The organism is Paenibacillus sp. 10L310 (assembly GCF_056395745.1).
The window spans coordinates 149,241-174,133 of record NZ_JBFTKC010000013.1 but is presented as its reverse complement, the minus strand read 5'-3'; the positions used below and the strand labels follow the sequence as shown (position 1 = coordinate 174,133).

At 47.5% G+C, this 24,893-nt stretch carries 22 protein-coding genes; 14 read left to right on the top strand and 8 right to left on the bottom strand.

The window, feature by feature from the left end:
- Position 1: 1 nt before the first annotated feature.
- Positions 2–1,639 (bottom strand): hybrid sensor histidine kinase/response regulator, encoded by a 1,638-nt coding sequence (locus tag AC1DE7_RS23550; RefSeq protein ID WP_477535301.1) that lies wholly within the window; start codon positions 1,637–1,639, stop codon positions 2–4.
- A gap of 481 nt (positions 1,640–2,120) precedes the next feature.
- On the opposite strand from AC1DE7_RS23550, the gene AC1DE7_RS23545 reads away from it, so the two are divergent.
- The 3 genes from AC1DE7_RS23545 to AC1DE7_RS23535 all read left to right on the top strand — a co-directional run bounded on the left by AC1DE7_RS23545 (position 2,121) and on the right by AC1DE7_RS23535 (position 5,644).
- Positions 2,121–4,082 carry an anaerobic ribonucleoside triphosphate reductase gene (locus tag AC1DE7_RS23545; protein WP_477535300.1) on the top strand — a complete coding sequence of 654 codons (1,962 nt, stop codon included), beginning with the start codon at positions 2,121–2,123 and terminating at the stop codon, positions 4,080–4,082.
- Entirely contained in the window at positions 4,079–4,588 is a 510-nt protein-coding gene (nrdG, locus tag AC1DE7_RS23540; protein WP_477535299.1) for an anaerobic ribonucleoside-triphosphate reductase activating protein, read from the top strand. The genes AC1DE7_RS23545 and nrdG overlap by 4 nt, the downstream gene beginning before the upstream one ends.
- Positions 4,589–4,804: 216 nt before the next feature.
- Positions 4,805–5,644, top strand: a complete 840-nt coding sequence (locus AC1DE7_RS23535; protein WP_036612816.1) for a methyl-accepting chemotaxis protein — start codon at positions 4,805–4,807, stop codon at positions 5,642–5,644.
- A 152-nt stretch (positions 5,645–5,796) separates the two neighbouring features.
- Here AC1DE7_RS23535 and AC1DE7_RS23530 read toward each other — a convergent pair whose 3' ends face one another.
- The gene (locus AC1DE7_RS23530; protein ID WP_477535298.1) at positions 5,797–8,619 is read right to left on the bottom strand and encodes a glycoside hydrolase family 3 C-terminal domain-containing protein; all 2,823 of its coding nucleotides are present in this window, start codon (positions 8,617–8,619) and stop codon (positions 5,797–5,799) included.
- Positions 8,620–8,987: 368 nt separating this feature from the next.
- On the opposite strand from AC1DE7_RS23530, the gene AC1DE7_RS23525 reads away from it, so the two are divergent.
- The 5 genes from AC1DE7_RS23525 to AC1DE7_RS23505 all read left to right on the top strand — a co-directional run bounded on the left by AC1DE7_RS23525 (position 8,988) and on the right by AC1DE7_RS23505 (position 13,437).
- The gene (locus tag AC1DE7_RS23525) at positions 8,988–10,532 is read left to right on the top strand and encodes an FAD-dependent oxidoreductase (RefSeq protein WP_339190891.1); all 1,545 of its coding nucleotides are present in this window, start codon (positions 8,988–8,990) and stop codon (positions 10,530–10,532) included.
- 295 nt (positions 10,533–10,827) lie between these two features.
- Positions 10,828–11,157 (top strand): PadR family transcriptional regulator, encoded by a 330-nt coding sequence (locus tag AC1DE7_RS23520; protein WP_076253692.1) that lies wholly within the window; start codon positions 10,828–10,830, stop codon positions 11,155–11,157.
- The gene (locus AC1DE7_RS23515; RefSeq protein ID WP_127548887.1) at positions 11,150–11,743 is read left to right on the top strand and encodes an HAAS signaling domain-containing protein; all 594 of its coding nucleotides are present in this window, start codon (positions 11,150–11,152) and stop codon (positions 11,741–11,743) included. The genes AC1DE7_RS23520 and AC1DE7_RS23515 overlap by 8 nt, the downstream gene beginning before the upstream one ends.
- Positions 11,740–12,639 (top strand): DUF4097 family beta strand repeat-containing protein, encoded by a 900-nt coding sequence (locus AC1DE7_RS23510; protein ID WP_127548885.1) that lies wholly within the window; start codon positions 11,740–11,742, stop codon positions 12,637–12,639. The genes AC1DE7_RS23515 and AC1DE7_RS23510 overlap by 4 nt, the downstream gene beginning before the upstream one ends.
- Positions 12,640–12,717: 78 nt before the next feature.
- Positions 12,718–13,437 (top strand): 3-ketoacyl-ACP reductase, encoded by a 720-nt coding sequence (locus tag AC1DE7_RS23505; protein ID WP_036612827.1) that lies wholly within the window; start codon positions 12,718–12,720, stop codon positions 13,435–13,437.
- A gap of 292 nt (positions 13,438–13,729) precedes the next feature.
- Here the strand turns inward: AC1DE7_RS23505 and AC1DE7_RS23500 are convergent, their stop codons facing one another.
- Entirely contained in the window at positions 13,730–14,269 is a 540-nt protein-coding gene (locus AC1DE7_RS23500; RefSeq protein ID WP_127548883.1) for a helix-turn-helix domain-containing protein, read from the bottom strand.
- Positions 14,270–14,336: 67 nt separating this feature from the next.
- Positions 14,337–14,702: a glyoxalase superfamily protein gene (locus AC1DE7_RS23495; protein ID WP_127548881.1), complete on the bottom strand. Its 366-nt coding sequence runs from the start codon at positions 14,700–14,702 to the stop codon at positions 14,337–14,339.
- 228 nt (positions 14,703–14,930) lie between these two features.
- Here AC1DE7_RS23495 and AC1DE7_RS23490 point away from each other — a divergent pair, with 228 nt between their 5' ends.
- The 5 genes from AC1DE7_RS23490 to AC1DE7_RS23470 all read left to right on the top strand — a co-directional run bounded on the left by AC1DE7_RS23490 (position 14,931) and on the right by AC1DE7_RS23470 (position 19,130).
- A complete protein-coding gene (locus AC1DE7_RS23490; protein WP_076253695.1) occupies positions 14,931–15,605 on the top strand; it encodes an alpha/beta hydrolase in 675 nt (224 codons plus the stop codon).
- Entirely contained in the window at positions 15,605–16,375 is a 771-nt protein-coding gene (locus AC1DE7_RS23485; protein ID WP_127548879.1) for a DODA-type extradiol aromatic ring-opening family dioxygenase, read from the top strand. The genes AC1DE7_RS23490 and AC1DE7_RS23485 overlap by 1 nt, the downstream gene beginning before the upstream one ends.
- A 257-nt stretch (positions 16,376–16,632) precedes the next feature.
- Complete coding sequence (locus AC1DE7_RS23480; RefSeq protein ID WP_477535297.1) at positions 16,633–17,229, top strand: SMI1/KNR4 family protein; 597 nt, start codon at positions 16,633–16,635, stop codon at positions 17,227–17,229.
- A 144-nt stretch (positions 17,230–17,373) separates the two neighbouring features.
- Positions 17,374–18,375, top strand: coding sequence for a cation diffusion facilitator family transporter (locus AC1DE7_RS23475; RefSeq protein WP_127548877.1), 1,002 nt, complete (start codon positions 17,374–17,376; stop codon positions 18,373–18,375).
- A 254-nt stretch (positions 18,376–18,629) separates the two neighbouring features.
- Positions 18,630–19,130 carry a hypothetical protein gene (locus AC1DE7_RS23470; protein ID WP_036667859.1) on the top strand — a complete coding sequence of 167 codons (501 nt, stop codon included), beginning with the start codon at positions 18,630–18,632 and terminating at the stop codon, positions 19,128–19,130.
- Between the two features lie 330 nt (positions 19,131–19,460).
- On the opposite strand, the gene AC1DE7_RS23465 is transcribed toward AC1DE7_RS23470, so the two are convergent.
- From AC1DE7_RS23465 to AC1DE7_RS23450, 4 genes are read right to left on the bottom strand one after another with little or no spacing between them, the layout of a single operon-like run.
- Positions 19,461–20,534, bottom strand: a complete 1,074-nt coding sequence (locus AC1DE7_RS23465) for an ABC transporter substrate-binding protein (RefSeq protein ID WP_477535296.1) — start codon at positions 20,532–20,534, stop codon at positions 19,461–19,463.
- Complete coding sequence (locus AC1DE7_RS23460; RefSeq protein ID WP_036612847.1) at positions 20,531–21,340, bottom strand: ABC transporter permease; 810 nt, start codon at positions 21,338–21,340, stop codon at positions 20,531–20,533. Before AC1DE7_RS23460 ends, AC1DE7_RS23465 begins: the two co-directional genes overlap by 4 nt.
- The gene (locus tag AC1DE7_RS23455) at positions 21,315–22,148 is read right to left on the bottom strand and encodes an ABC transporter permease (protein WP_017691799.1); all 834 of its coding nucleotides are present in this window, start codon (positions 22,146–22,148) and stop codon (positions 21,315–21,317) included. The genes AC1DE7_RS23460 and AC1DE7_RS23455 overlap by 26 nt, the downstream gene beginning before the upstream one ends.
- Entirely contained in the window at positions 22,138–23,247 is a 1,110-nt protein-coding gene (locus AC1DE7_RS23450; protein ID WP_036612848.1) for an ABC transporter ATP-binding protein, read from the bottom strand. The genes AC1DE7_RS23455 and AC1DE7_RS23450 overlap by 11 nt, the downstream gene beginning before the upstream one ends.
- A gap of 255 nt (positions 23,248–23,502) precedes the next feature.
- On the opposite strand from AC1DE7_RS23450, the gene AC1DE7_RS23445 reads away from it, so the two are divergent.
- Positions 23,503–24,864 carry an MFS transporter gene (locus tag AC1DE7_RS23445; protein ID WP_477535295.1) on the top strand — a complete coding sequence of 454 codons (1,362 nt, stop codon included), beginning with the start codon at positions 23,503–23,505 and terminating at the stop codon, positions 24,862–24,864.
- Positions 24,865–24,893 lie beyond the last annotated feature (29 nt).

The window sequence follows — 24,893 nt, the reverse complement described above, 5'->3', positions numbered from 1 at the left end:
TCTAAGGCAAAGTAATGCTCAATGCATTCAACAGATCAGCCTGTCTGACCGGCTTGGTCAGAACAGCATCAAAGGCTTCTGCTTCATGCAATTCAATGTGCATACCATAAGGAACAAGAACAATGACGGGCAGATTCTCCAGTCGCTGTTTCAGTTCATGTACAAAATCAACCGCGCCGCCTTCCATTAATCCCATATCCACAACGGCTACATCCGGCATGAATCCTTCCTTGATCCAATCATGCGCTAATGTCACACCCGAGGTCATGTGTACATCCATCTCCCACCTACGCATCAGGGAAGAGACACCTTGCAAAATGTCAGGGTCCTTGGCAAGCAACACCTTTTTCCCTTTTAACCGCTGCTGAACACTTGCGAGTTGAGGTAACTCCCAGTATCTGCGCAACGGAAGGGAGATGTTGAATTCCGTCTCATTTTCCTTCACACTACTCACCTGAATACGGCCATGCATGAGAATGGCAAGATTCTGGCTTACAGCTAAACCTAGATTGCTTCCAATCAATTTTTGGATATTCAAATTTTCATCTTGGCAGTTAAAGGTTGGTGTCTTCTTGTCCGATAACATCTGACCCGTGTACTTCACCTTGAGCTGAAGTGTACCGGTCTCCTCCAATTCTTCTCCGTTCACCACTGCTGTGATCAGAACGGAACCTTCACGCGTTGAATCGAGAGCATATTGAATGACGTGTGCAAGCAACTGTCCAATCTTGACTTCATCACCAACGAACACTTGAGATACATTCAGTTCAAGATTTAATCCCAGCTCAATGTTCTTGCCCGTCGCAATCCCGGCATAGAGATACACGGTATTCTCAATGGTGCCTACCAGATCAAACGGATCATCATGTATAACCGTTTTACCTGCTTCATTAGTGTTGAAATTCATCATATTATTCAGCAAGGAAAGCAGAATATTGCCGCTTGTCTCAATCATGTTCACATATTCGGACTGCTCCTCAGGCATATCCGGTGTGCGCATAAGATCTGTTAGTCCCAAAATACCGTTCAAAGGATTGCGAATCTCGTGACTCATTAGCTTCAACATCTGTGTTTTGGTCATAGCCTCAGATTCGGCACGTTCTTTCTCTGCCTGGAGCTGTTCTTGCATTTGTTCCGAATCACTCAATTTCTGCTCCTGAACATGCAACGTGCTTTCCAGATCAACAACATAACCCAGGAATACAGCCATCGCCTTCAGTGTCTTCATATCGGTTTCGCTGATCACATAACCAGGATCATCCATCAGACAGATGGTGCCAAATGTTTCGCCCGATCTTCTCATAATAGGCACGCCCACGAAGAAGCGATTGCCAAGTCCGCTCGTAACGCCCATGGATCGTGTCATCGGATGTTCACATGTATCCGGGATCGTAAGCACGTTACCGTTGTCTCTTAATACCAGGCTGCAATATGAATCCGTAAATGGAAGTGCACTGCCTTTAACAACTAACTCTTCCGTACGATTAAAGGCCTCCAAAATGACATTGGTCACCCCGTCATTCGTGGCAACAAAGATGGTATTGACCTTCAATATACCACTTAATACGTCAACGATATGGGCCGCAGCTTCCTTTATATCTTCATAGAAGCCTCTTGTAATGCCTTCTGCCGTCCCCATGATTCACCCCTCTTATCTTAGCTGCACTTTCAAATCTGTATTTCAGAATGTTTAATCACGTACAGGGGTCATCAAAAATCCGAATAGCTGTCACAATCTATACTTATATGATTAACACCGTAGAAGTATAAGAGAATCATACTCCCTGCCTATTGCCCATTTGTGAACAAAAGCAGGTCTTAAACGGATGGTTTAACGACCGCGAATTCATTGCAACTCGCTTTTTCAGCTTGATTAAAGTCCATCTTGTCCGACTTCGGATATTATACTTGCAGAATAACTAGAAATTATACGCTTCCGCTCAGACTTTGGGAACCTTTATCCGCAGCAATTAAAGGAAAGTCCACTTTGTTCAGTAAGCTGTGTGATCATTATCACACCCAAAAAACCACATATAGTTTATAAATGGATAAGACGAATCTACATATAGTATTTAACGTGAATTGAATGATAACCAAAATCATTTTAGGAGGAACCTTACATGAACATGCTTGAGTATGCCACCCCACCGGCATCCGATCTATTATCCGACCTGGGAAGACGAATTATTGGCGCAGAAGACGCCGATACGCTGAGGGAAAATGCGAATCTGAACGGGGATTCCTTCAGTGGTAAGATGAGCAGGCTCGGTTCGGAGACCGCCAAGTGGCATGCTCTGCGTCATGTGTTGCCGGAAGAGCTTGCCCAAGCTGTGGAGAATGGGGATCTGTATGTACACGATCTGGATCAGTATGCACTTGGAACGACCAACTGTATCTTTATCCCGTTTGACCGTCTCCTTGCTGCGGGTTTCAACACAGGTAACGGATCGGTTCGCACACCTCAGACGATCATGTCTGCCATGGCTCTGGTTGCGATCATCTTCCAATCCCAGCAGAACAGTCAATATGGCGGTGTATCGGCCAATAAAATTGACTGGGATCTGGCCCCTTATGTACAGCGATCGTTCCGCAAACACTACCGCAAAGGGCAACGGCTCTTTGGTGAAAATGTTCTGATCGGGGATGAACAGCTTCATCTGGATAGCATCGAAGCGAAGAATCAATGTCCGCGGGCATATGCCTTCGCCTATGAAGAGACTGAATTGGAGACAGGACAAGCTGCTGAATCACTGATTCATAACCTGAATACGATGAGCAGCCGGGCGGGTGGTCAGATTCCATTTACTTCACTGAACTATGGATTATGTACTTCTGCGGAAGGACGGTTGGTATCACGCTCGTTGCTGGAAGCAACCATTCGTGGCCTGGGCAACGGGGAGACTCCCGTGTTCCCTCAACATATTTTCCAATGTAAACAGGGGATCAATCAGGCTCAAGGAGAGCCGAACTATGATCTGTTCCGGCTCGCAGTCACCTGTTCATCCCGGCGGATGTATCCTAACTTTGTCAATGTGGATGCCTCTTTCAATCTGCCTTTCTATCATCCGGAAGATCCGGATACGATCATTGCAACTATGGGATGCCGCACACGTACACTGGCTGACCGGTTTGGTCGCAATCGTCAAAGTGGTAAAGGTAATCTGTCCTTCAACACCATTAACCTCGTGAAGCTCGGCATCCGGTTTGGCATCTGCCAAGGTGCAAGAGCTGTCGCTGACCGAGCCGGATTCTATACTGCTTTGGAGTCAGTTATGCATAATGCCGCTTCCGGCCTGTTGCACCGCTACCGAATTCAGACATTGCAGCCTGCCAAGGCATCGGACTTCATGATGCGGGAGGGTGTATGGGAAGGTGGAGAACAGCTTGGCCCGAACGAGCCGGTTGCCGAGCTGTTAAAGCATGGAACATTATCTCTTGGTTTTATCGGTCTCGCGGAATGTATGACAGCTCTCTATGGGCGCCATCATGGGCAGGACCCTCATGTACATCGCGAAGCGCTCAACATTATTCGGACCATGAGAGAGTTCTGTGACCGGATGAGCGAGCAGCATAACTTGAATATCACCCTGTTTGCCACACCTGCTGAAGGGTTGTCCGGCAAATTCACGAAGATCGACAGAGAGCGTTATGGCATTATTCCCGGAGTGAATGATCGGGAGTATTATACGAATTCATTCCATATCCCGGTCTACCACACGCTTCCAGCATATCGGAAGATTGAACTGGAGGCCCCATTCCACACTTTATGTAACGCGGGTGCGATCTCCTATGTGGAGCTTGACGGAAACGTTCGGGCCAACACCGCAGCTTTCCTGCGAATTGTACAGTATGCACTGGCGCAGGATATCGGTTATTTCTCCATTAATCATCCAATTGATCGCTGCCCTGCATGTGGTTATGAAGGCGTCATTGGGGATGTATGCCCAAACTGTGGAGCCCACGAGAACCATGTACACTTCCAGCGGTTACGCCGCGTAACTGGCTATCTGACCGGAGATTACAAAGTACGCTTCAATGCTGCAAAGCAGGCCGAAGTGCGGGATCGGGTGAAACACCGGTGAATCTATATGGTTACATCCCGGAATCGGTAAATGAAGGGACCGGCCTGCGTGCCGTGTTGTTCATCAGCGGATGCCGTCACGCCTGTCCGGGCTGCTTCAGTCCGGATTCATGGAGCTTTCGAGCGGGGGAGCCCTTTACAGAGGAGCGGCAGCAGCAGATTCTGCATGAAGTGACGACCCATCCATTGCTGGATGGCGTTACGTTGTGTGGTGGTGATCCCTTTTTCTCGGCAGCAGAATGTACGTCTTGGGTCCATCAGCTCCGCGCTGCACGTCCTGATCTGACGGTATGGGCCTACACGGGATTCGAATATGAAGAACTGATTACCGACCCTGCAAGAGCGGAGCTTGCCCGGTTGTGCGATGTGATTATTGACGGTCGATACGTTGAAGCGGAGCGTGATGTTTCCCTTCCCTTCCGCGGCAGCCGGAATCAGCGTTTGATTGATGTCAGTGCAACACTTGCCACTCGAACCATCGTTACAATGCAGCTCAGTATGCTGTAAACATTGGTTTTATTCCCCTCACCAACTAACAAGGCACGGGTCCCCAGCGGACTCGTGTCTTGTTGGCGTATAGCGGTCTTCTTTAAGAAATAGGTTTTATCCATTCTCTCTATTTTCTTCTCTATTGCATGACGATATATAATATAGGTAGTTATTAAGTTAGCATTTAAAATTTAACCGTTTACATAAGGTAACCAGGGAGGAATCATCTTTTATATGGATATTGTTCAAGCATTAATTACATGTATGCCTTTCTTTCGAGATACGATTCGTCAGGATGTAACCCTCTCCGTGATTGATCATGAGAAATTCCTATATTTCTCAGCAGGGGAATCGTTAAAACAACTGAATTATCAACCCGGCGACCCTCTATTGGATGGAAATCGAAATTTTGCTGATCTCAACGGCGGTACAGTCAAACGATTCGATCACTACCCTAAAGATTTATTCGGTGTTCCTTTTGACGTAGCTTTTATCCCCATTAAAAATGAAAAAGGTGAAGTCATCGCCCTGTTTAATCTGCTCTACAGTATGGATGACCAAGACCAGTTGCAACAGCTCATGGATGCTACCGAAAATCTGACTAACCAGTTAATTGACAGTGTACAGCATGTAGCTGCACACTCCGAGGAACTCAGTGCCACAACCGAAGAGATCCGGAACAATTCCAAACAAGCCGTACAGAAATCAGGCAATGTCACTCAGGTCGCCAGTTTCATTCGTGAAATCTCCGAACAAACCAATCTGCTCGGCTTGAATGCTGCCATTGAAGCTGCTCGTGTAGGGGAAGCTGGTGCAGGTTTTGGCGTTGTTGCCAAAGAAATTCGCAAACTGTCTGTGGATACCAAAGAAGCAACGGCCCGTATTGAAGATTCTCTTCTCTCGGTTCGGCAATCCATTCAAGGCATGGAGAATGAACTTGGTGAGATCACTGCAAGCTCCCAAGAGCAGGCTGAACTCGTAAACAATTTCATGAGCACAATTGAGCAACTGAATGAAACCAACAAACAATTGAAGCAATTTGTGCAAAAAATGATTACGTTTGACGGAAAATAAAAATACGTTTAATGGACAATACAAGCACGGTTCATATCATAGAAATTTGTATAATTCGTTTCCTACCGCTCAGGGGATTTATGCAAAATGGTCATTAAACAACAAACTAAGCCTCCGAATAAGTTCGGAGGCTTTTTCATGAGTTATTTGACTTAACGAATCTCAAAGTGACTGATGCGCACACCCGCAGACAACACAATGTATACATCCTGCGCACCTGATGCACCTGTGAGTTCCGCCTTCACGGTAGACCACTGCTGGGCTTCACCTTGTGCCAGTTCCACACGTCCTGCGAGCGTACCGTCTGGTGAACCGAGTCGAACTTCCAACACAGCGCCTGCTTGTTCCGCGGATACACGAGCTTCAATTGCTGCTGCCCCACTACCCAGATCGGCATCCTTAAAGGCAATCCATCCTTGCTCACCAACTACACGGACAGCACTTCCGCCCTCTTTGCTCTCATCCAGATCAACACCCAAGTATGCATCATAATTCTCGGCACGAGTAGCCACACCCAGATTACGGGCAGGGATCGTCTCTCCTTCTACCGTCAGGTCTGCAACCAGCTGAACATCGGAGGATGACTTGGCAACCATAATAGAGTAAGTTCCACCTTCCACGACATACCGATCACGAGTTACATCCCAGATTGCCAGTTCCTGAACAGGCAAAGTAAAGCTGACCTTCGCTGTAGCTCCCGCTTCGATATGAAGACGACGAAATCCTTTTAACGTTTTGAGTGGACGTTTCACCCGGGATTTGCCTGCACGAACGTACAACTGAACAACCTCGTCACTGGCAATTGAACCCGTATTGGTTACATCTACAGTTACCGTAACGCTGCCCTCTGTACCCACTTGAGCTGGGCTAAGTTCCAAATTGCTGTATTTAAACGTTGCATACGTCAGACCATGTCCAAACGGATACAATACATTACCTTCAAAATATTGATACGTACGACCGGATTGAATGATATCGTAATCCTTGATGTCGGTCAGTTGATCTGCTGATTGTACCCATGTCATGTTCAAACGGCCTGCTGGCGCATAGTCGCCATAGAGTACGTCTGCTACTGCGTTACCCAGTTCCTGTCCTGCGTGTGAAGTATACAATACCGCCGGGATGTTCTCCTGAACCCAGTTGGATGTGAACGGATAACTACCCACGATGACAACTACCGTGTTCGGGTTCGCGGCATAGACCGCCTCAACCAGACGTTGCTGGGATTCGGCGAGATCCAGACTTGGACGGTCAATCTCTTCTTTACCATTTACAAGCGGATTATTACCAACAAAGACAATCGCCGTTTCCGCAGCCTTAGCCGCTGCTACCGCTTCTTCAAGTCCGTTCACAATCACATCCTGCTTGAACGTCTCTGTGGCACCAAAGGTTTTCAGTTCTTCGGACACTACTAATGCATCGTTTCCACCATTAGGTGCAGTCACCGTTTTGCCATTCCAAGTGGTCAGACCTACACTGCCGTCCTGTTGTGGCAACAGGTGGAATACTTCCTTCACGAACCAGCCGTACACTTCATCAGCGGAAGCCGTTACGGTCTCTTCATCTGTGGTCAGATATTTGCCGTTGCTTTCCGCCTGCAAGGTATAACTTCCGAAGCCCCAGTCGGAAACCATAAACGTCTCCGCTTCTCCCGAAGCAATCACAGGTGATTTCTCACCTTCTGCCAGTCCAATTTTCTTCCCATTGGCTACGGAAGTTAACGTAATACGGTCATTACCATCCTTGAACGATACTTTGTCGCTGCCTACTTTGCCACGGATCGCCTCAAGTGGGGATACGTTATACGGCATGGTGCCTGCATACCAGTCACGATAGACGGTTCCGCCCAATTGACCAATCACAGCCACTTTACCAGCTTTTGTTTTGTCCAGCGGGAGCGTGCCTTTGTCGTTTTTGAGCAATACCACTTGTTCTCTTGCGGCTCTGAGCGACAGTTCTTTTGCTTTCTCCGTCATCATGGACTCTTCACCAATAGCAGCGTACGGGTTGTCTTCTTCCGGATCGAACTCGCCTAGACGGAAACGCACACGGAACGTATTGAACAACGCCTTATCGATGTCATCCATCGTGAGTGTACCTTGTTCCAATCCTTCACGCAGTGCCTGTTTGGACAGCTCAGCATCATCGGTGATGCTATCAATTCCGGCCTTCACGGATTCTACGGTACCTGGTGTGTGGGAATCATAGTATTTATGATCATTCTTGATGCCCATTACGTCGCCTGCATCACTGACAATGAAACCATCCATGCCCCATTCGCCTTTGACAATCTCGTTCACAAAAGGATGCAACAACGCTGGCGTACCATTAATGGAGTTGTACGCCGTCATCATGGACTGTGCGCCGCCTTCCTTAAATGGCTTCTCAAACGCCTTTAGATAATATTCACGCATGTTGCGCGGATCAATGCTGGACGAACCACTTCCGCGATCCACTTCGTTATTATTGGCGAGGAAATGCTTCAAGGTAGCGACCGCTTTGTAATACTTTGGATGGTCACCCTGAATTCCTTTGACCAATGCTGTCGTCAGCTCGGCTGTCAGTTCCGGGTCTTCACCATACGCCTCTTCATTCCGTCCCCAGCGCGGGTCACGTTCCATATCCACTGTAGGTGCCCACAGCGTAAGACCGTTCACTGCAGGATTGCGTTTATAAAATACACGCGCCTCGTCTCCAAGTACGGAGCCAATCTCCTTCATCAGATCCGCATCCCATGTGCATGCAAGCCCCACCGGTTGTGGGAAAGATGTTGCTTCTCCAAGCCAGGCCAAGCCGTGGGCCGCTTCTGTACCATGTTTGTATGCAGGCACACCCAGGCGGTCTACTGCCGGCTGATATTGCAGCATGGATTCAATTTTTTCATCTTCCGTCAAGCGGGATACAAGGTCCTTCACACGGGTGTCTAACTCTAGTGCTGTATCTTGAAACGGATATTTCGTTTGGTTGGTCGTCATATAGAATCTCCTTTGGTTATCGGTAGTTAATTAAAATGATAGCGAATACATATATTAAGAAAAAACGGGGTTAATTCGGATGAAATCTTTCTTCCGATGAATAGATTAATCCTTTTATAATCAACGTTTATAGGTGTGAAACCTGATCTCCTTTTCAAAACCTAAAACGATTTCGGTAATCTTATCATATAGCATGTTTAACAAAAAAAACAGAGGTTCTGCGCAGGAAATTGTGAACATCCCCTCTGCAAAATCTGAACAACACCGTTTTTTCCTGGCATAGTCTGGCAATCATGAATAAGAGTACAACGATGTGCGCTGAACAACACCCCATACGATAGATTGAAGATAATCAAGGAGGAAAAAAAATGAGCGACAATCAGCAGCCCAAGACGGGTCTGCCCCCGGTCCCCGAATCGCTGTGGCGTGCTACGCATCAATTCGATGCCTATCCAAAACTGACCGAAGATATCACCGCGGATGTAGCGATTATTGGTGCCGGTATTGCCGGCATTACTACAGCCTATTTGCTGGCGCAGACGGGTATGCGTGTAGTCGTGCTAGAAGCTGGAAAAGTATTGGATGGCACGACCGGTCATACCACTGCCAAGGTATCTGCACAGCACGGCGTCATATTTGATGAAATTATGCATCACTTCGGACAAGAACAGGCTCGGATGTACTATGAAGGCAATGCCGATGCCGCGAAGTGGATGCGTAATCTCGTGAAGGAAAAACAGATTGATTGCCAGTGGGCAGAGGAAGATGCCTACGTCTACATTCAATCGGAAGAAAACATCAAAAAACTGGAAATCGAGCTGACCGCCTATGGCAAACTCAATATCCCTGGTGAGTGGGTAGACCCACTCCCTATTCCAGTTCCCGCAAGGGCAGGTATTCGCATGCCGGGTCAGGCACGGTTTGATCCGTTGGCCTACCTGCACTACTTGCTCGATTCCGCTGTGAAACAAGGGGTTCGTATCTATGAGCATACCACCGTAACCGATGTGGAGGAGGATGCTTCCCTGCATGTCAGAACTTATGGAGATGGCCCATCCGTAACAGCGGAACATATTGTTGTGGCTTCTCATTTTCCCGTCTATGATCCCGGATTTTATTTCACACGATTACACGCCGAACGATCCTACGCTGTATTAGTCGAACCGGAGAAAGCCTATGCGGGTGGCATGTACATCTCGGACGATACACCGTACCGCTCCTTGCGTACCGTCTTACATGATGGTAAGGAACTTATCCTCTTTGGCGGTGAAAATCATAAAACTGGACAAGGCATCTGTACCTTTGGTCATTATGAACGCCTAGAGCAGTTCGCAGCGGAGACATTTGGCATTCGCAACATTCCTTTTCGCTGGTCAGCCCAGGATCTGATCTCCATCGACAAGGTGCCTTACATCGGACCGATTACCGGAAGACATGAACGAGTCTATGTGGCGACCGGGTTTGCCAAATGGGGAATGACAACTGGCACGATGGCAGGACACCTTCTTGCAGATCGCATCACTGGACGTGACAACCCTCATGCTGCCATATTCGATCCGGCAAGATTCAAGGCCGATCCTGGTATGAAACACTTTATTGTGGAAAATGTGAATGTAGCAAAGGAATTAATCTCCGGTAAAGTAGGCATTGTGCATAAAAAGGTTAGCGATATTGGTGAAGACGAAGGAGCCGTCGTTCGTCATAATGGCAAACGTGCTGGCGCCTACAAGGACACCAGTGGCAAGCTGTTTCTGGTGGATACTACCTGCACCCATCTGGGTTGCGAAGTCGAATGGAACGAGGGCGAACGTTCGTGGGATTGCCCATGCCATGGTTCCCGCTTTGATTATGCAGGCCATGTCATTGAGGGCCCTGCTGTGGAAGACCTTAAAGTCCTGGATGCACAAGAATAACCGACATTTAGCGATTAACCTGTAACCAAAGAAACAAAAGTTCATCTCACAGACCGGATCGGAATCCGCCTCCAGACGGAAGTAACCGATCCGGTTTTTGCGTATGCTGAATATAGCTAAACAAACAGCTTCAGCTGATCATCAGTATTAAACGAACTTATTATCGATCAATCGTGATACGGAACTATTTTAAAGTCACTACCTTGCATTAAACAGTACTGGATGCTATGATGAATTCACCACTACTGAATAATATACACTAGCTATATAATGAAGCTACTAAGGAGGAACCTGTGTGAATGTGAACATCCAGTTCAAAAAAGGAGTATTGGAGCTGTGCGTCCTGGTATTAATTAACCGCCAGGATCGGTATGGCTACGAACTGGCTCAGGCGGTCTCCAAACATATCGAAGTTGCTGAAGGTGCACTGTATCCCTTGCTTCGCCGGCTTGTAAATGACGGTTACTGCACCACCTATCTGCAAGAATCAAGCGAAGGACCGCCGCGCAAGTATTACCGACTGTCCGATACAGGTCGCGACTACATGACGGCACTGACGACAGAGTGGAATGATTTTGTGCGCAATGTCGCAAATCTGATTGAGGAAGGAATCCCCAATGAATAGACAACAATTTATGAAAGCCATGGAAATTCATCTACGGCCGATGGACCCATTCGAACGGGCTGAGTTGCTCGCCGACTATGATCAACATTTCGAGCTCGGACTACGAGAAGGCAGGCTGGAAGAAGAGATCGCTCGGGAACTCGGACAGCCGGAAGAAATCGCCAAGGAAGCACTCGGTGATCGTTATGACATGCATACGCCGGGTTCAGACGCGTTCTATGCACCGACGTATCGCGAGATGCGGTCACCCAGAAACAACACCAGCGCCACTCGCAAATTTTTCACAGCCATCGGCCTGTTATTCTTGAATCTGATCCTTGGCATTCCTCTTTGTCTCATGATGTGGTCGGTATGGCTTGTTATTGCCAGCCTTTCCTTGCTGGTAGTGGCTCCTGTAGCAGCAGTTGTGGACTTTGTATTCCTGGGCCAACTCGATAAACCGGAAATTTTCGTTGCGATTGGCGCTTTCGGTGTCGGCATTTTGTTTGCCATCGCATCGAAGTATGTTTTTAGAGCCTTCAAAAACACTACTCTTCAATACATTCAATGGAATAAAAATATGATGAAAGGAGATGTTTCCGCATGAGTACCAAAAAATGGCTTGCGCTTGCCGTGATATGTATCGGAATAGGTTTGCTCGGGACATCCATCTATGGCGTTCAGTTCGGGGATGAACGGGAGCATTATTCTAAACGATGGGATTTCAAAGCAGATGAATTGCAGAACATCATCATGAATGCTAATTTCAGTGCAGATATTGAATTTGTCATAAGCCCCGATTCGAATGGTTATATCGAAGTGGATGGTAAATGGGACCCTACCGTAGTCAAAAGCTTCGAACAAGCCACTTTATCCAAAGGCACATTCCAACTGTCTCAGACAGCACGTGAACGATTGCAATTTTTCACCCTGTATTGGAATGATCAAGACTCCACAATAACGGTTGCTCTGCCTGAAGGACACCAATTAAATGAGGTTAAGCTGGACTCCTCTTCAAGTGACTGGGATCTGACAGGTCTGAATGCCAATCAGCTTGAGCTGAACAATACCTCAGGTTCCATACGTCTGGAAAATATTAAGGCGCCCAATATTGAATTGGTTCTAACTTCTGGTGACATTAACGCTTCCATGATTGATGGAGACATGACCGTGAAACAGACATCCGGAAGTTTTACGGCAGATCAGATTGCCGGTCATGTAAACAGTAAGATTAAATCAGGAGATATTGAGATTACTGAATTAAACGGCGCAGCTGATGTTCAATTCACTTCGGGTAGCATTCATATTGAACAGTCCCATTCCGCCCCGATTAATGCGTCTGGAACATCAGGAGATATTTTCATTCAAGTTGCACCTGATTTTGACGGAATCTACGACGCTAAGGCTACTTCAGGAAGTGTCGATGTACCTGAATCGCCAATGGTGAGCCGGGAAGTGATCAAGGCCCGTACTTCTTCTGGCAGCATCGAGATTACCAAATAGTGATGAAGCCAATTTCTGAACTGTGGGTAATAATAGTATAATTGAATGCTAGTCCATTTCTAAGGAGGAATTACCCACATGGAACTTAAAAATAAAACAGCGATCATCACAGGTGCCGGAAAAGGTATCGGCCGTGCGATCGCTGAAGCTCTTGCCAAAGAAGGAGTGCACCTCGGCCTTATTGCACGTACCGCTTCCGATCTTCAGGCTCTGCAACAGTCTCTGAGTCAAGAATACGGTGTGAAAGTAACCAGTGCAGTAGCAGATATCTCGGATCGCACGCAGGCCGAAGCCGCTGTAGCAGCCATCGAGATGGAACTCGGTGCGGTGGATATCCTTATCAATAATGCGGGGATCGGAAAGTTCGGAACGTTCATGGAGATGGAGCCGGAAGAGTGGGAGCGCATCCTGCATGTTAACGTTATGGGTACATATTACGTTACACGCGCTGTCCTTCCGAGCATGATCAAGGAAAGTAGCGGCAGCATTATCAATATTGCTTCCACTGCAGGTGAGCGCGGATTCGCTACAGGTTCGGCATACTGCGCGTCCAAGTTTGCATTGCTTGGCATGACCGAATCTCTGATGCAGGAAGTGCGCAAGTCCAACATTCGTGTAACGGCACTGACTCCAAGCACCGTTAATACGGAGCTTGCGACCAATGCCGGACTGAAAATTGGCGACGAAGATCGCATGATGCAAGCGGAAGATGTAGCTGAACTTGCACTCGCAACGCTCAAGCTGTCCGACCGTGTCTTCGTTAAAACAGCAGGCATCTGGACAACTAATCCACAATAGACAGGTGCTTCTGACCTTTCTAAGGAATCTCTCGCACCTTATTGTACTCTTTTGCAGGAAATGAGAAACGTAACGAATCACTGCGAGGTTATCTCGCCAGAATTCTGTGGAATGTAGCCAAATTACACACACAGCAGTGAAATAAAGCGCCTGAGATTCGTTACATCTCGAGATCTGCTTAAACTCATCTAATAGGGTTCGCTCAGTTCGTTAGAAATATAAAAGGACGTTTCCCATTGTACATGTATGCAGGTTCGCATGTTCATGACTTGGGAGCCGTCCTTTTTGTATTTTACAGATGATCCAGACCCAATTCTTTGGACACTGCAATGAGCACCACCGCAGGCTCCTCTCCGATATTGGTCACTTCATGGGGCACGATCGCATTCCAGGTAAACGAATCACCCACTTCAAGAACTTCCACATCTTCGCATTGCTCCGCACGAATCTTGCCCTGCAACACCAGATGGCTTTCCTCCCCGGCATGTTTGCTAACCCCGGTCGATGCACCTGGCGGTAACTCCACAATGGACATACGCATCGCACCTTTGGCTGTAAGATGCTGCACTTTGATCTGTCCGCTTCCGGCTGTCGTCTCCTTGCGCTCGTTCTTACGTACCACATTCATCCGTTGCTCCGGTGTCAACAGCAAATAGGGAAGTGGCACCTCCAGATAATCCGCAATACTTTCAAGCGTAGCAATGGAAGGTGACGTTTTGTTGTTTTCCACGTTGCTGATAAAACCTTTGGACAAACCGGTTCCCTCGCATATCTGCATGATCGTAATCTGTTTCTGTTTGCGGATCGTACGAATAGCCAAGCCAATATCCATATTGCGTCCCTCCCCTTCTATTGATCTATTTAAGACACCAGACGTAAGCTTAGCTACTTCAGGTTATCTATTCGGTGCTTGCCTCAACAAATATAATTCGATTGCCAAACGGATCTGTCACGGTCATTTCTCTTGATTGCCAAGGGGTCTCCTCTATACCGGGTCTCGCATTTTTGTACTTTTTCTGACGAAGTATACCCTGGAATGTATCCAAGTTATCTGTCTCCACGCGCAAGGCAGCTCCAGGTGTACAATCTCCATGATGTTCGGAGAGATGAATCACGATGGAATCGAGCGAAACCTGCATATATAAGGGCATTTCTTGCTCAAATCGATGTTCCCAATCCAATTGGAAACCCAGGTATTCAAGGTAAAACTCTCTAGCTTTATTTTCATCAAATATTCTCAAAATAGGCACGATACTCTTTAACATCCTGATCACGTCCTCGGGAATAAGATATGAACCATTCTTAGCGGCATTTAGTGTAGAACCATTCAAGATTTTTTATAAACAACATATATTCATCATACAAAAAAAGTATTGACCCTACAATGAAACCATGATAAATTTTGTTCATAAATAAGAATATTTATTTCGTATTGGTGAACTTTATTGTCAGAACGATATATTTAACTCATTCCTCTTCAGGTGGTGTTTTTAATGAATTCTCCTTATATACATGAAGTCCGATTACCGTCTCATTACAATCCAGATCAACGTTATCCTGTCATTTTCGCCTTACATGGCATGGGATCAGATGAGCAAGATATGCTTCGTTTAATGGAGCCTATGCAGTCTGATTTTATTATCGTCGCCATCCGTGGACCTATCGTTCAGGGTAGTGGTTATGCTTATTTTCAGATCAAAAGCATTGGCAACCCTATCCGTGAATTGTATGATGCCTCCGTGTTGGGACTGCAACAGTTGATTGTTGATCTGTCCGCCAAATATGCTATTGATCCCACGCGGCGTTATATCGCCGGATTCAGCCAGGGCGCCATTATGGCAATGACCCTATCGCTGGTGATGGGAGATGCAATTAAAGGCATTGTAGCGATGAGTGGGTACATCCCGCAATTTGTGAAAGACGAGTACATGCTGCACCCCGATTCTGAGCTGTCTGTGTTCATCTCGCATGGAGATCAGGATCATCTATTCCCGCTGCAACTGGGCGAAGATAACGCCAATTTCTTCCGTCAACACACCAATCACGTCACATATGTACCTTACAACGGTGGACACCAGGTGACCCCCGAACTATATCAACAATTCCAACACTGGCTTCGGACGGATGCAAATCTGACTACCGAAGACCCGAAAGGACTGAATTCATAATGATGCCATCTCTTTTTATTGCTCACGGTGCCCCATCACTGGCACTGGAGGAGAATGTGTACACCGAATTTTTGCAAAAACTTGGACAGGAACTGCCGAAACCCAAAACAATCGTATTGTTCTCTGCTCACTGGGAATCCACAACTCAGCTTGTATCCTCGGTAGCCAACTATGAGACCATTTATGATTTCGGCGGTTTCCAGCCCGAGCTGTATCAGATCAAGTACCCGGCTCAAGGACAGGCAGAGACCACAGCCGAGGTGGAACGTTTATTCACAGAAGCCGGGATTCCGGTACAGACCGATGACGTTCGTGGACTGGATCACGGCGCTTGGGTCGTTCTACGCCTGCTCTACCCAGATGCGGATATTCCTGTAATTGCCTTGTCCGTGAATCGCTATCTGACAGGTGAGCAGCAATATCAGGTCGGACAAGCGCTCGCTTCCTTGCGTGAGCAAGACATTCTTGTCATTGGTAGCGGAGGAACCGTCCACAATCTACGTCGATTGAACTGGGAAAGTAACGGCGTTGACCCGTGGGCATCAGAGTTCGACAACTGGCTGCATGACAAGCTGGTGAGCTGGGATACGGAGTCTCTCTTCTCCTATGATAAACTGGCACCTTCAGCTCAAGCCGCCGTGCCTACGCCGGAGCATTTTGTACCGCTGTTACTCGCCATGGGTGCGGGAGATCAGAACAAACGTGCATCGCTCCTGTTTAAAGCCTATCAGTATGGCAACCTGAGCTTGTCCTGTTGGAAGTTTGATTAAAGAGGACTATATAAAAGGTTAGTTTCACTTATATAGTAGATAAAAAATGTAGCGTGGGTTACAGGGATTACCCCTGTAACCCACGCTTATTTGTTGTTACCGCCCTTGAATAATGAGACCATTGTAGTACGTAAGCAAGGACTTCGGTTTCTTGTGTGCTTTTCCGGATTATAACTATAATATGAGGTGAAATTAGGCACAGTTTGCTCGCATATCACTCACCATATTATCTGAATAGCTCATACGGAGGGAATTGGATGCCAGAACAGCGTATATATGAATTGATGGAAGAACTGGATATGTTGCTGGAGGAGAAGGTACAGGATGAGGAAAACCGGGAGCTCTTGGAGGCATATCGCGAGTTTGAAGGCGTGACGGATGAGCAGCTCGACGCATTCGAGCGTGAACAAGGTATTCGATTACCTGCTGATTTTCGTGCGTTTTATAAACGTAAAAATGGGAGTGGTTATGGCTTTCACGTCTTGTACCCAAGCCTTGAGGAAGGACGGGAATCCGAGCCATTTTACCTGTTATCCCTGGAAAAAATTCAAAAGGAGCAGTCCACGCTGGTGGAGAACCGCATGGATGATTATTTTACCGAAGAAGAGATCAGTGAGCTTGATCCCCGAATCAAACCCTACCTTTTTCAAAAGAAATGGATCACGTTTGGCATGCTTGGAGGTGGTTCGCTGTATCTGATGTTCGACTTTGATCCGACAGAGCAAGGAACGGTTGGACAGATTATTATGTACGTGCATGACCCGGATTTTGTATATTATGTCGCTGGGACGTTTACGGAACTATTGGAACAATCCAATCGGAATTTACGTGCCTTGGAGGCCATTGAGTACTGAGATGCACATGATGATATGAACTTTTTTGCATAATGCTGGGATATGTCAAAGCGGTTATAATAACATTTAGTGGAAATGCACATGCTGTATAGATAAGACTGCCTTTTCTACACCTAATACATTGATCTGGGAGGAACATACGAAGTGGCTGAACAACCGAAGTCTGAGAGCTTTATGTCTCTCATCAAAAAAGGAAACACATCCTCCGCCGTAGCGATGGCAGGTAATGCTGTTCTTGCTGTATGCAAAGGGGGAGCCTTCCTATTCAGTGGCAGTGGTGCCATGTTCGCTTCGGCGATGCATTCATTGGCCGATGCCATTAACCAAGGGTTTGTCTTTGTCGGAAGTGTGTTGTCCGAGAAAAAACCTACACGCCGCTTCCCGACCGGATTCGGACGGGTCATCAACATTTTCTGCATGATCGCCGTTATTGTCGTGACAATTATGGCCTATGAGACGATCCATGAGGGCATCCATCTGTTGCAGCATCCTGTTGGTCATACCGGCGGTCTATGGATTAACATCGGAGTGCTTGTTCTGAACATTGTCATTGACGGGGCCATTCTGATCAAAGCCATGAAGGAAATTCTAAAAGAAGCACGCGCACCCAAAGTCGCCGGATTTGCCTTGGTCCCTGCTGCCATTAAAAATGTAGGCCGTGCTGCACCGCCAACCCGTCTCGTGTTCTACGAAGATGTTGTCGCAGTACTCGGTGCCCTGCTTGCGCTGATTTCCGTCGTGGTGATTGCCTTGACCAACTTTGCATTGCTCGATGGCATTGTGACAACGATTATTGGTTGCTTGATGATCGCTGTAGCCTTCCGTGTCGGTTACGATAATATGATCGGATTGATCGGTGTTGCGGCTCCACAGGATATTGAGGACAAAGTGTCCCAGACTATTCTCGCAGACACACACGTTGCTGACATTCAGATGATGCGTATCATTCAGGAAGGCCGTTATTATCATGTCGAAGGTCTGATTGAGTTGACCAAAGGACTCAGTCTTGCCGATGCGGATGACATCAAGTTCCGTATTCAGGAGAAACTGATGACAAACCCCGACATCGCCGACGCTGCCATCTCCATTATTGAGGATGACGGTGTGAACAGCTGGGGCAAGAAACATTCGGATGTGGTGAAATAACAAGCTTCGTTTTGTATAAAAAAATGACAGAACCCACTCTTCAACAGAGTGGGTTTTTAGTATGTTCAACTACACCCTCATCTAGGGAGAGGTAGTTGCCCAAAATGCTTACCTAGACTTTGGTCTAGGTTCATTTTAACTCCAAAGACGGAGGATAGAGTTTTCCAGTTCATGGTATGCTGTGAATAACGAAAGTAATTGCTCTACATACAACCGTTCGGAAAATTGATCTTGTATTAAGAAGGAGAGATATTATGGCTAAACGTACGATCCTTGCGCCTGTTCTCATTTTGCTGGGCGTGTACCTGATTCTGAACCAGGGAGGTTCACTCGGTCCAGGTACAATCTTCGCTACATTCTGGCCCACGTTGTTCGTGATTCCACTCGGGCTGTTCTTCCACTGGCTGTACTTCTCCATGATTGGCAGAGGGGTTGGACTGCTGGTTCCTGGTGGACTGCTGCTCACCGTCGGTATCGTCTGTCAGATCGCCATGCTGTTCAACAATTGGAGTACAATGTGGCCGGGCTTCATTCTGGCTGTTGCTGTTGGTTTGTTCGAATTGTATTGGTTCGGTGGTCGGAACAAATGGTTGCTGATTCCCATCAACATTCTAACGGTGATATCGTTGCTATTCTTCGCTGTGATGTCGATTGGCACGATGCTGAGCAGCTTGAGTTTTATTCAACCGTTCGTGGCGATTGTGTTGATTATGGGTGGGGCATGGATCATGGTGGGTCGCAAAAAACGCATGTAGTGGCAATTATATAAGATGAATGGGGTGCGATTAACTGAGTCACTGCGGTGACAGCACAACTTCGGATCGCTGTTATCCCCGGATTTTTTTGAATCCCATCTAGCAATGGGAAAATCCGTTGATAAAGGCGACCGCTTCGCTTCCTTCGTTTGTTCTGTCCCCTCCGTTAACGTTTGATCTTAAATGTTCATCTTATATGGCACTTCAAGCGCTTTTGCTTTGAAGCAGGTAATAAAAAAGGGTTGCTGCTTGTCATTCAAATGAAATGACGAGCAGCAACCCTTTTTGTTTTTTTCATAATCTAACGAAATGTGCACACGTTATTGGCGGTTATTTACTGTGCATTTTAAACTCCAGGAACAGGTCGTTATAATGCGAGAGCATTTTTTTACCCAGATTATCGTAGACCTCCAGCTTGCCTGTCAGTGTCTCGTCTGGATAGAAGCGTTCATCCTCCGAGATGTCCTCTGGCAGCAGCTTAAGTGCCTCAGCGTTCGGAGTGGAGTAACCAACATACTCCGCATTACGAGCGGCATGATCCGGGTCCAGCATAAAGTTGATAAACTGGTGTGCCCCTTCAATATTACTCGCTGTTTTTGGAATAACCATGTTATCGAACCAGAGGTTCGAGCCTTCTTCAGGCACCATGTAATCCAGCTTGTCGTTCTCATCCATAATCTCGGACGCATCCCCGGACCATACAAGTCCAACTGCTGCTTCCTCATTCGCGAGTAACATTTTGATCTCGTCACCGACAATCGCTCTCACGTTAGGTGTCAATGTAGACAGCTTCTTCAGCGCTTCTTGCAGATGATATTCGTTGGTATCGTTCAGAGAATACCCGAGACTGTTCAATCCCATACCAATGACTTCGCGTGCACCGTCAAGGAGCAGGATTTGATTTTTCAAGCGCGGGTCCCACAGGTCATTCCAGCTATCAAACGTTAATCCATCCACCAGTTCGGGATTGTACACAACCCCCACCGTTCCCCAGAAATAAGGGATGGAGTACTTGTTGCCTTCATCAAAGGACAAGTCCATGAACCGCGGATCAATGTTATCCAGGTGGGTCAATTTGCTATGATCGAGTGGAACGAGCAGGTCTTCCTCTTTCATTTTGCTAATCGCATATTCAGAAGGAATCGCCACATCAAACGTGGTTCCGCCCTGCTCAATCTTGGTCAGCATCGCTTCATTGGAGTCAAACGTCTGATAGATAACCTTAATGCCTGTCTCGTCCTCAAACTCCTTGAGCAGATCAGGGTCGATATAATCGCCCCAGTTATAGATGGTCAGCGTGTTGCCGCCAGAATACCCCTGACTCTTATTCAGATACGAAGCCAGGATCATCAGGGCAAAGGCGGCCACAAAAACAATCGCAAATGTCCGTACCAGTTGCTTCATGGACGCAGCCCCTTTCCTCCGGGTGGTATCCGTGTTGCACGGCGGTTAATGAAGTAATATCCAACCACCAGCAACACCGTGAGCAGGAACAATAGGGTGGACAAAGCGTTGATGGACAACGAAACGCCCTGCCTTGCTCTGGAGTATATCTCTACAGAGAGTGTGGAGTATCCATTACCCGTGACGAAGAATGTTACTGCAAAATCATCGAGCGAGTACGTCAATGCCATGAAGAATCCGGCAAAAATACCCGGTTTCACGTATGGCAACACCACACGCGTCAGAATCTGCCATGAGCCAGCACCCAGATCGCGTGCCGCGTCCATCAGAGTTGGACTCATCTCCTGCAGCTTCGGCAGTACCATGATCACGACAATTGGTACGCTGAATGCAATATGAGACAGCAGAACCGAAGTGAAGCCCAGTTTGATACCAATCATGGTGAACAGAATCAGGAACGATGCACCAATGATGACATCCGGACTAACGATGAGCACGTTATTGAGTGACAGTAGCGTGTTCTTGGTCCGTTTGCGACGCACATGGTAGATCGCCAGTGCTCCTGCTACACCAAGGATCGTCGAGATCGCTGATGACAGGAGCGCAATGATAAATGTATTCAGCACAATGATGAGCAGCCGAGTATCAGCGAACACCTCTTTGTACCATTCAAGCGTGAATCCTTCGAAGCTGCGCATGTGGCCGCCACTATTGAAGGAATAGAAGATCAGATACGCAATCGGTGCGTACAATATGGCGAATACAACGGCTAGATAGACGTTAGACAGCTTTCCGTTTCTTCCCATTACGCACCTCCTTCTTGCCTGATCCAGTCAGGAACATAATAATCGCCATCGCAATAATCAAAAAGACGGCAATCGTTGAACCCATCCCCCAGTCCTGGGTGACGAGAAAATGCTGTTCGATCGCTGTTCCCAGCGTAATTACACGGTTCCCCGCAATGAGGCGGGTAATCATGAACAGAGACAGCGCAGGAATAAATACAGCCTGACAGCCTGATTTCACTCCACTAATCGTCAGTGGAAAGATAACCCGGCGGAATGTCAGCCACGATGAGGCTCCCAGATCACGCGCCGCATAGATCAACGATGGATTCATCTCTTCCAGCGCATTGAAGATCGGCAGGATCATGAATGGAATGAAGATGTACACCGAGACAAAAATAAAGCTGAAATCGGTGAACAAAATCTGCTGTGTACCAATACCCACCACTTCAAGCAGGGAGTTGGTCAGACCGTACGTTCCGAACAGACCGATGAAGGCGTACGCTTTTAGCAAAAGATTGATCCAGCTTGGCAGAATGATCAGCAGCAACCATAGCTGCTTGTGCTTCGTCCGGGTCAGCATATACGCCGTTGGATACGAGATCAGCAGTGAGAACGCCGTAATCAGAAATGCATACCAGAACGAACTGAGCGTCATCTGCAAGTACACCGGTGTGAAGAATCTGGCGTAGTTGCCAAACGTGAAGTTACCCTCCACATCGAAGAACGAATAATAGATGACCAGCAGAACCGGCGCCACAACAAACAACACCATCCATAATACATATGGAATCAGATACGCATTGCGTGTGCTGGCCTTAGTCTGCATGAGCGGCCTCTTGGTAGGCTTCGAGTCGTTTGTCGAACTCTTCTTCGGTCTCGTTAAAGCGCATGACGTGTACTGCTTCCGGGTCAAAATACAGTCCAATCCGTGCGCCGACAACGGCTTTCTTGGTTGAATGAACAAGCCACTCATTGCCCGCATCATCGTACGTGGATATCTCGTAATGCACCCCGCGGAATAACTGGGAATCCACATTGACCTTGAGTTTGCCTTGGTCTTCGGTTGTAATCTCCAGATCCTCTGGGCGAATGACAATCTCTACCGGCTCGTCCCGCTGGAGACCCTGATCAACACACTCGTGCTGTGCGCCAGCGAATTCCACCACAAAGTCCTGCTTCATTTTGCCCGATACAATGTTCGATTCACCGATAAAGTCTGCTACAAAGCGGTTAATCGGCTCATCATAGATATCATTCGGTGTACCGCTCTGTTGAATCACGCCGCCATTCAGGACAAAAATCTCGTCGGACATCGCCAAGGCTTCTTCCTGATCATGCGTAACAAAGATAAACGTGATGCCCAGTCGCTGTTGCAGCTCCCGTAGCTCGTACTGCATTTCGGTCCGTAATTTCAGATCAAGTGCCGAAAGCGGCTCGTCCAGTAGCAGAATTTCAGGTTCGTTCACAATCGCGCGTGCAATCGCGACACGTTGTCGTTGTCCGCCGGACATTTCGCCAATTTCCCGGTTTTCATACCCGGATAGATTGACGAATTTGAGGGCTTCCAACACTTTGCTGCGAATTTCAGCCGTTTTCATCTTTTTGATTCGCAAACCAAAGGCTACGTTCTCAAATACATTCAAATGTGGAAATAACGCATAATCCTGAAATACGGTATTCACCTGCCGCTGGTGGGCAGGCACTCGGTTGATGAGCGCACCGTTAAAATAAATACTGCCCTGTGTCGGCTCCGCAAAACCGGCAATCAGCCGCAATATCGTTGTTTTCCCGCAGCCCGATGGGCCAAGAAGCGTATAAAATTTACCCCGCTCAATCTCAAAGCTGACCGCCTTCAATACGGCTTCATCCTGGTCGTATTGCTGAGTCACCGCTTCGAAGCGGATAATCGGTTGTTGTTCTGACATGCTTCACATCGCCCCCTTATACTTGAGGTACCTCTTAAGTCTGTACACTTTTCGTTCATGCATCCTTATAGATAACCCATCTATTATATATGATTCAGGTATATCCGCAATGGTTTTGATGTAAACGCCGCGTGTCATTTCTTCTTATTTTCAAAAATTCTGCATACATTACGGGTAATGTCGATAATACGTACCCATATGGAGTAAATGAAGGATTTTAGGATTCCATTTTATGTGTGAGAGGAGTCTTGGCTCTTGGATATTCGTCGTAACCTGCCTTTGCTGATGACCATTTGTTTCTTAAGTCAGATGGGCGGATTCATGATCCTGCCCCTATTTCCTTTGTTTATTGAGGAATTCGGCCTGTCCGGCTGGATGATGGGGGTTATTTTTGCACTCTTTTATGTGGGGAAAGTAATTGGTGGCGTTCCAGCAGCGGCAATTTATAAGAAACTAGGTGGTAAAAAGGCTCTCATCCTGATGCTGATCCTGCTGGCTGGCTGTATGGGCGGCTTCGCGCTGTCTACTGCTGCGGTGTTATTCGGCCTGCTCCGACTTCTACAGGGGCTCGCTTCCACGGGCCTTACCGTGGTCGTACGTTCCATCATCGGAGATGAGGGTAATGTAGACAACCGCGGCCTGTACAATGGATATATCAGCAGTAGTGAGGGCGGCGGCATGGTGCTCGGTCCGGTCATAAGTGGCTGGCTCGCGCTGCACTGGCCATTGTCGGTGCCTTTTTTACTCGTTACCGTATGTTGTCTGATGGCCGTGGTCGCTGCGATGGGGATGAAGACAACGGCACAAGCTAGAGCTAATCATGAGTCTGGGGATACGCTAAGTGATCCTCTGATGGAAGAGCCTTCGGGTGTTGTTAAGCAGGAACCTCTGGTCAACTCAGCACACCCGGTGCTCCACACGGATGACACCCCTCCTTTACCTTCAACAACATCTGATGCACTGCATACGCAAGCTGCGGATACCTCCTTAACCTCCCAATCCAACCAAGCTCCCGAATCAACAACAACTGGCCCATACACAGGGTTCACCAGGCGGCAACAGCTTGTTGGCTACGGTACGGTACATTTTCTGGAGATGAGCGCCTATGCCGTATTTCTCACCTATTTTGCACTGTATGCAGCTCACATCATGCATTGGGACCCGTTTGCCACCAGTCTCGCCTTCACCGTCTCCGGGATTTCTACGCTTGCCGCTGCTCCCTTTGTTGGTTATCTCTCTGACCGGATGGGCGATCGTCTGCTGCTCTGCATGCTCGGCATGTTCCTGATTGGAATCGAAGTTGTTGTATTTCTAAGCACGTCCTCCCATCTATGGGTCTACGTTGGCATGTTGATTGGCGGGGTTGGCGGTGCATGTTACATGGATTCGTTCTTTGCTCATATTGGTGATCATACCCCGGACGAGAGTCGAAGTTCTGTCATAGGCAAAATTGTCTCTGCTGCCGAGATCGGCTCCATCGTGTCTCCACTGGTTGCAGCGCTACTTATGGAAGTTGGCTCGCTGTACTCCGTGTTTGTGTTTAATCTGGTGCTGATTGCTGTTGCCATTGTAGTTCAGGCTGTGATGCGCAGTCGATATCGATTGAAAGAGGGGTAGTTCTTCGTTTGATAAAAAAGGATCACAAA

Bases quoted from the DNA above. Each gene is read 5' to 3' on its own strand.
- AC1DE7_RS23550 (WP_477535301.1), bottom strand. From the start codon at position 1,639: ATGGGGACGGCAGAAGGCATTACAAGAGGCTTCTATGAAGATATAAAG.
- AC1DE7_RS23545 (WP_477535300.1), top strand. From the start codon at position 2,121: ATGAACATGCTTGAGTATGCCACCCCACCGGCATCCGATCTATTATCC.
- AC1DE7_RS23535 (WP_036612816.1), top strand. From the start codon at position 4,805: ATGGATATTGTTCAAGCATTAATTACATGTATGCCTTTCTTTCGAGAT.
- AC1DE7_RS23530 (WP_477535298.1), bottom strand. From the start codon at position 8,619: ATGACGACCAACCAAACGAAATATCCGTTTCAAGATACAGCACTAGAG.
- AC1DE7_RS23525 (WP_339190891.1), top strand. From the start codon at position 8,988: ATGAGCGACAATCAGCAGCCCAAGACGGGTCTGCCCCCGGTCCCCGAA.
- AC1DE7_RS23515 (WP_127548887.1), top strand. From the start codon at position 11,150: ATGAATAGACAACAATTTATGAAAGCCATGGAAATTCATCTACGGCCG.
- AC1DE7_RS23510 (WP_127548885.1), top strand. From the start codon at position 11,740: ATGAGTACCAAAAAATGGCTTGCGCTTGCCGTGATATGTATCGGAATA.
- AC1DE7_RS23505 (WP_036612827.1), top strand. From the start codon at position 12,718: ATGGAACTTAAAAATAAAACAGCGATCATCACAGGTGCCGGAAAAGGT.
- AC1DE7_RS23500 (WP_127548883.1), bottom strand. From the start codon at position 14,269: ATGGATATTGGCTTGGCTATTCGTACGATCCGCAAACAGAAACAGATT.
- AC1DE7_RS23495 (WP_127548881.1), bottom strand. From the start codon at position 14,702: ATGTTAAAGAGTATCGTGCCTATTTTGAGAATATTTGATGAAAATAAA.
- AC1DE7_RS23490 (WP_076253695.1), top strand. From the start codon at position 14,931: ATGAATTCTCCTTATATACATGAAGTCCGATTACCGTCTCATTACAAT.
- AC1DE7_RS23485 (WP_127548879.1), top strand. From the start codon at position 15,605: ATGATGCCATCTCTTTTTATTGCTCACGGTGCCCCATCACTGGCACTG.
- AC1DE7_RS23480 (WP_477535297.1), top strand. From the start codon at position 16,633: ATGCCAGAACAGCGTATATATGAATTGATGGAAGAACTGGATATGTTG.
- AC1DE7_RS23470 (WP_036667859.1), top strand. From the start codon at position 18,630: ATGGCTAAACGTACGATCCTTGCGCCTGTTCTCATTTTGCTGGGCGTG.
- AC1DE7_RS23465 (WP_477535296.1), bottom strand. From the start codon at position 20,534: ATGAAGCAACTGGTACGGACATTTGCGATTGTTTTTGTGGCCGCCTTT.
- AC1DE7_RS23460 (WP_036612847.1), bottom strand. From the start codon at position 21,340: ATGGGAAGAAACGGAAAGCTGTCTAACGTCTATCTAGCCGTTGTATTC.
- AC1DE7_RS23455 (WP_017691799.1), bottom strand. From the start codon at position 22,148: ATGCAGACTAAGGCCAGCACACGCAATGCGTATCTGATTCCATATGTA.
- AC1DE7_RS23450 (WP_036612848.1), bottom strand. From the start codon at position 23,247: ATGTCAGAACAACAACCGATTATCCGCTTCGAAGCGGTGACTCAGCAA.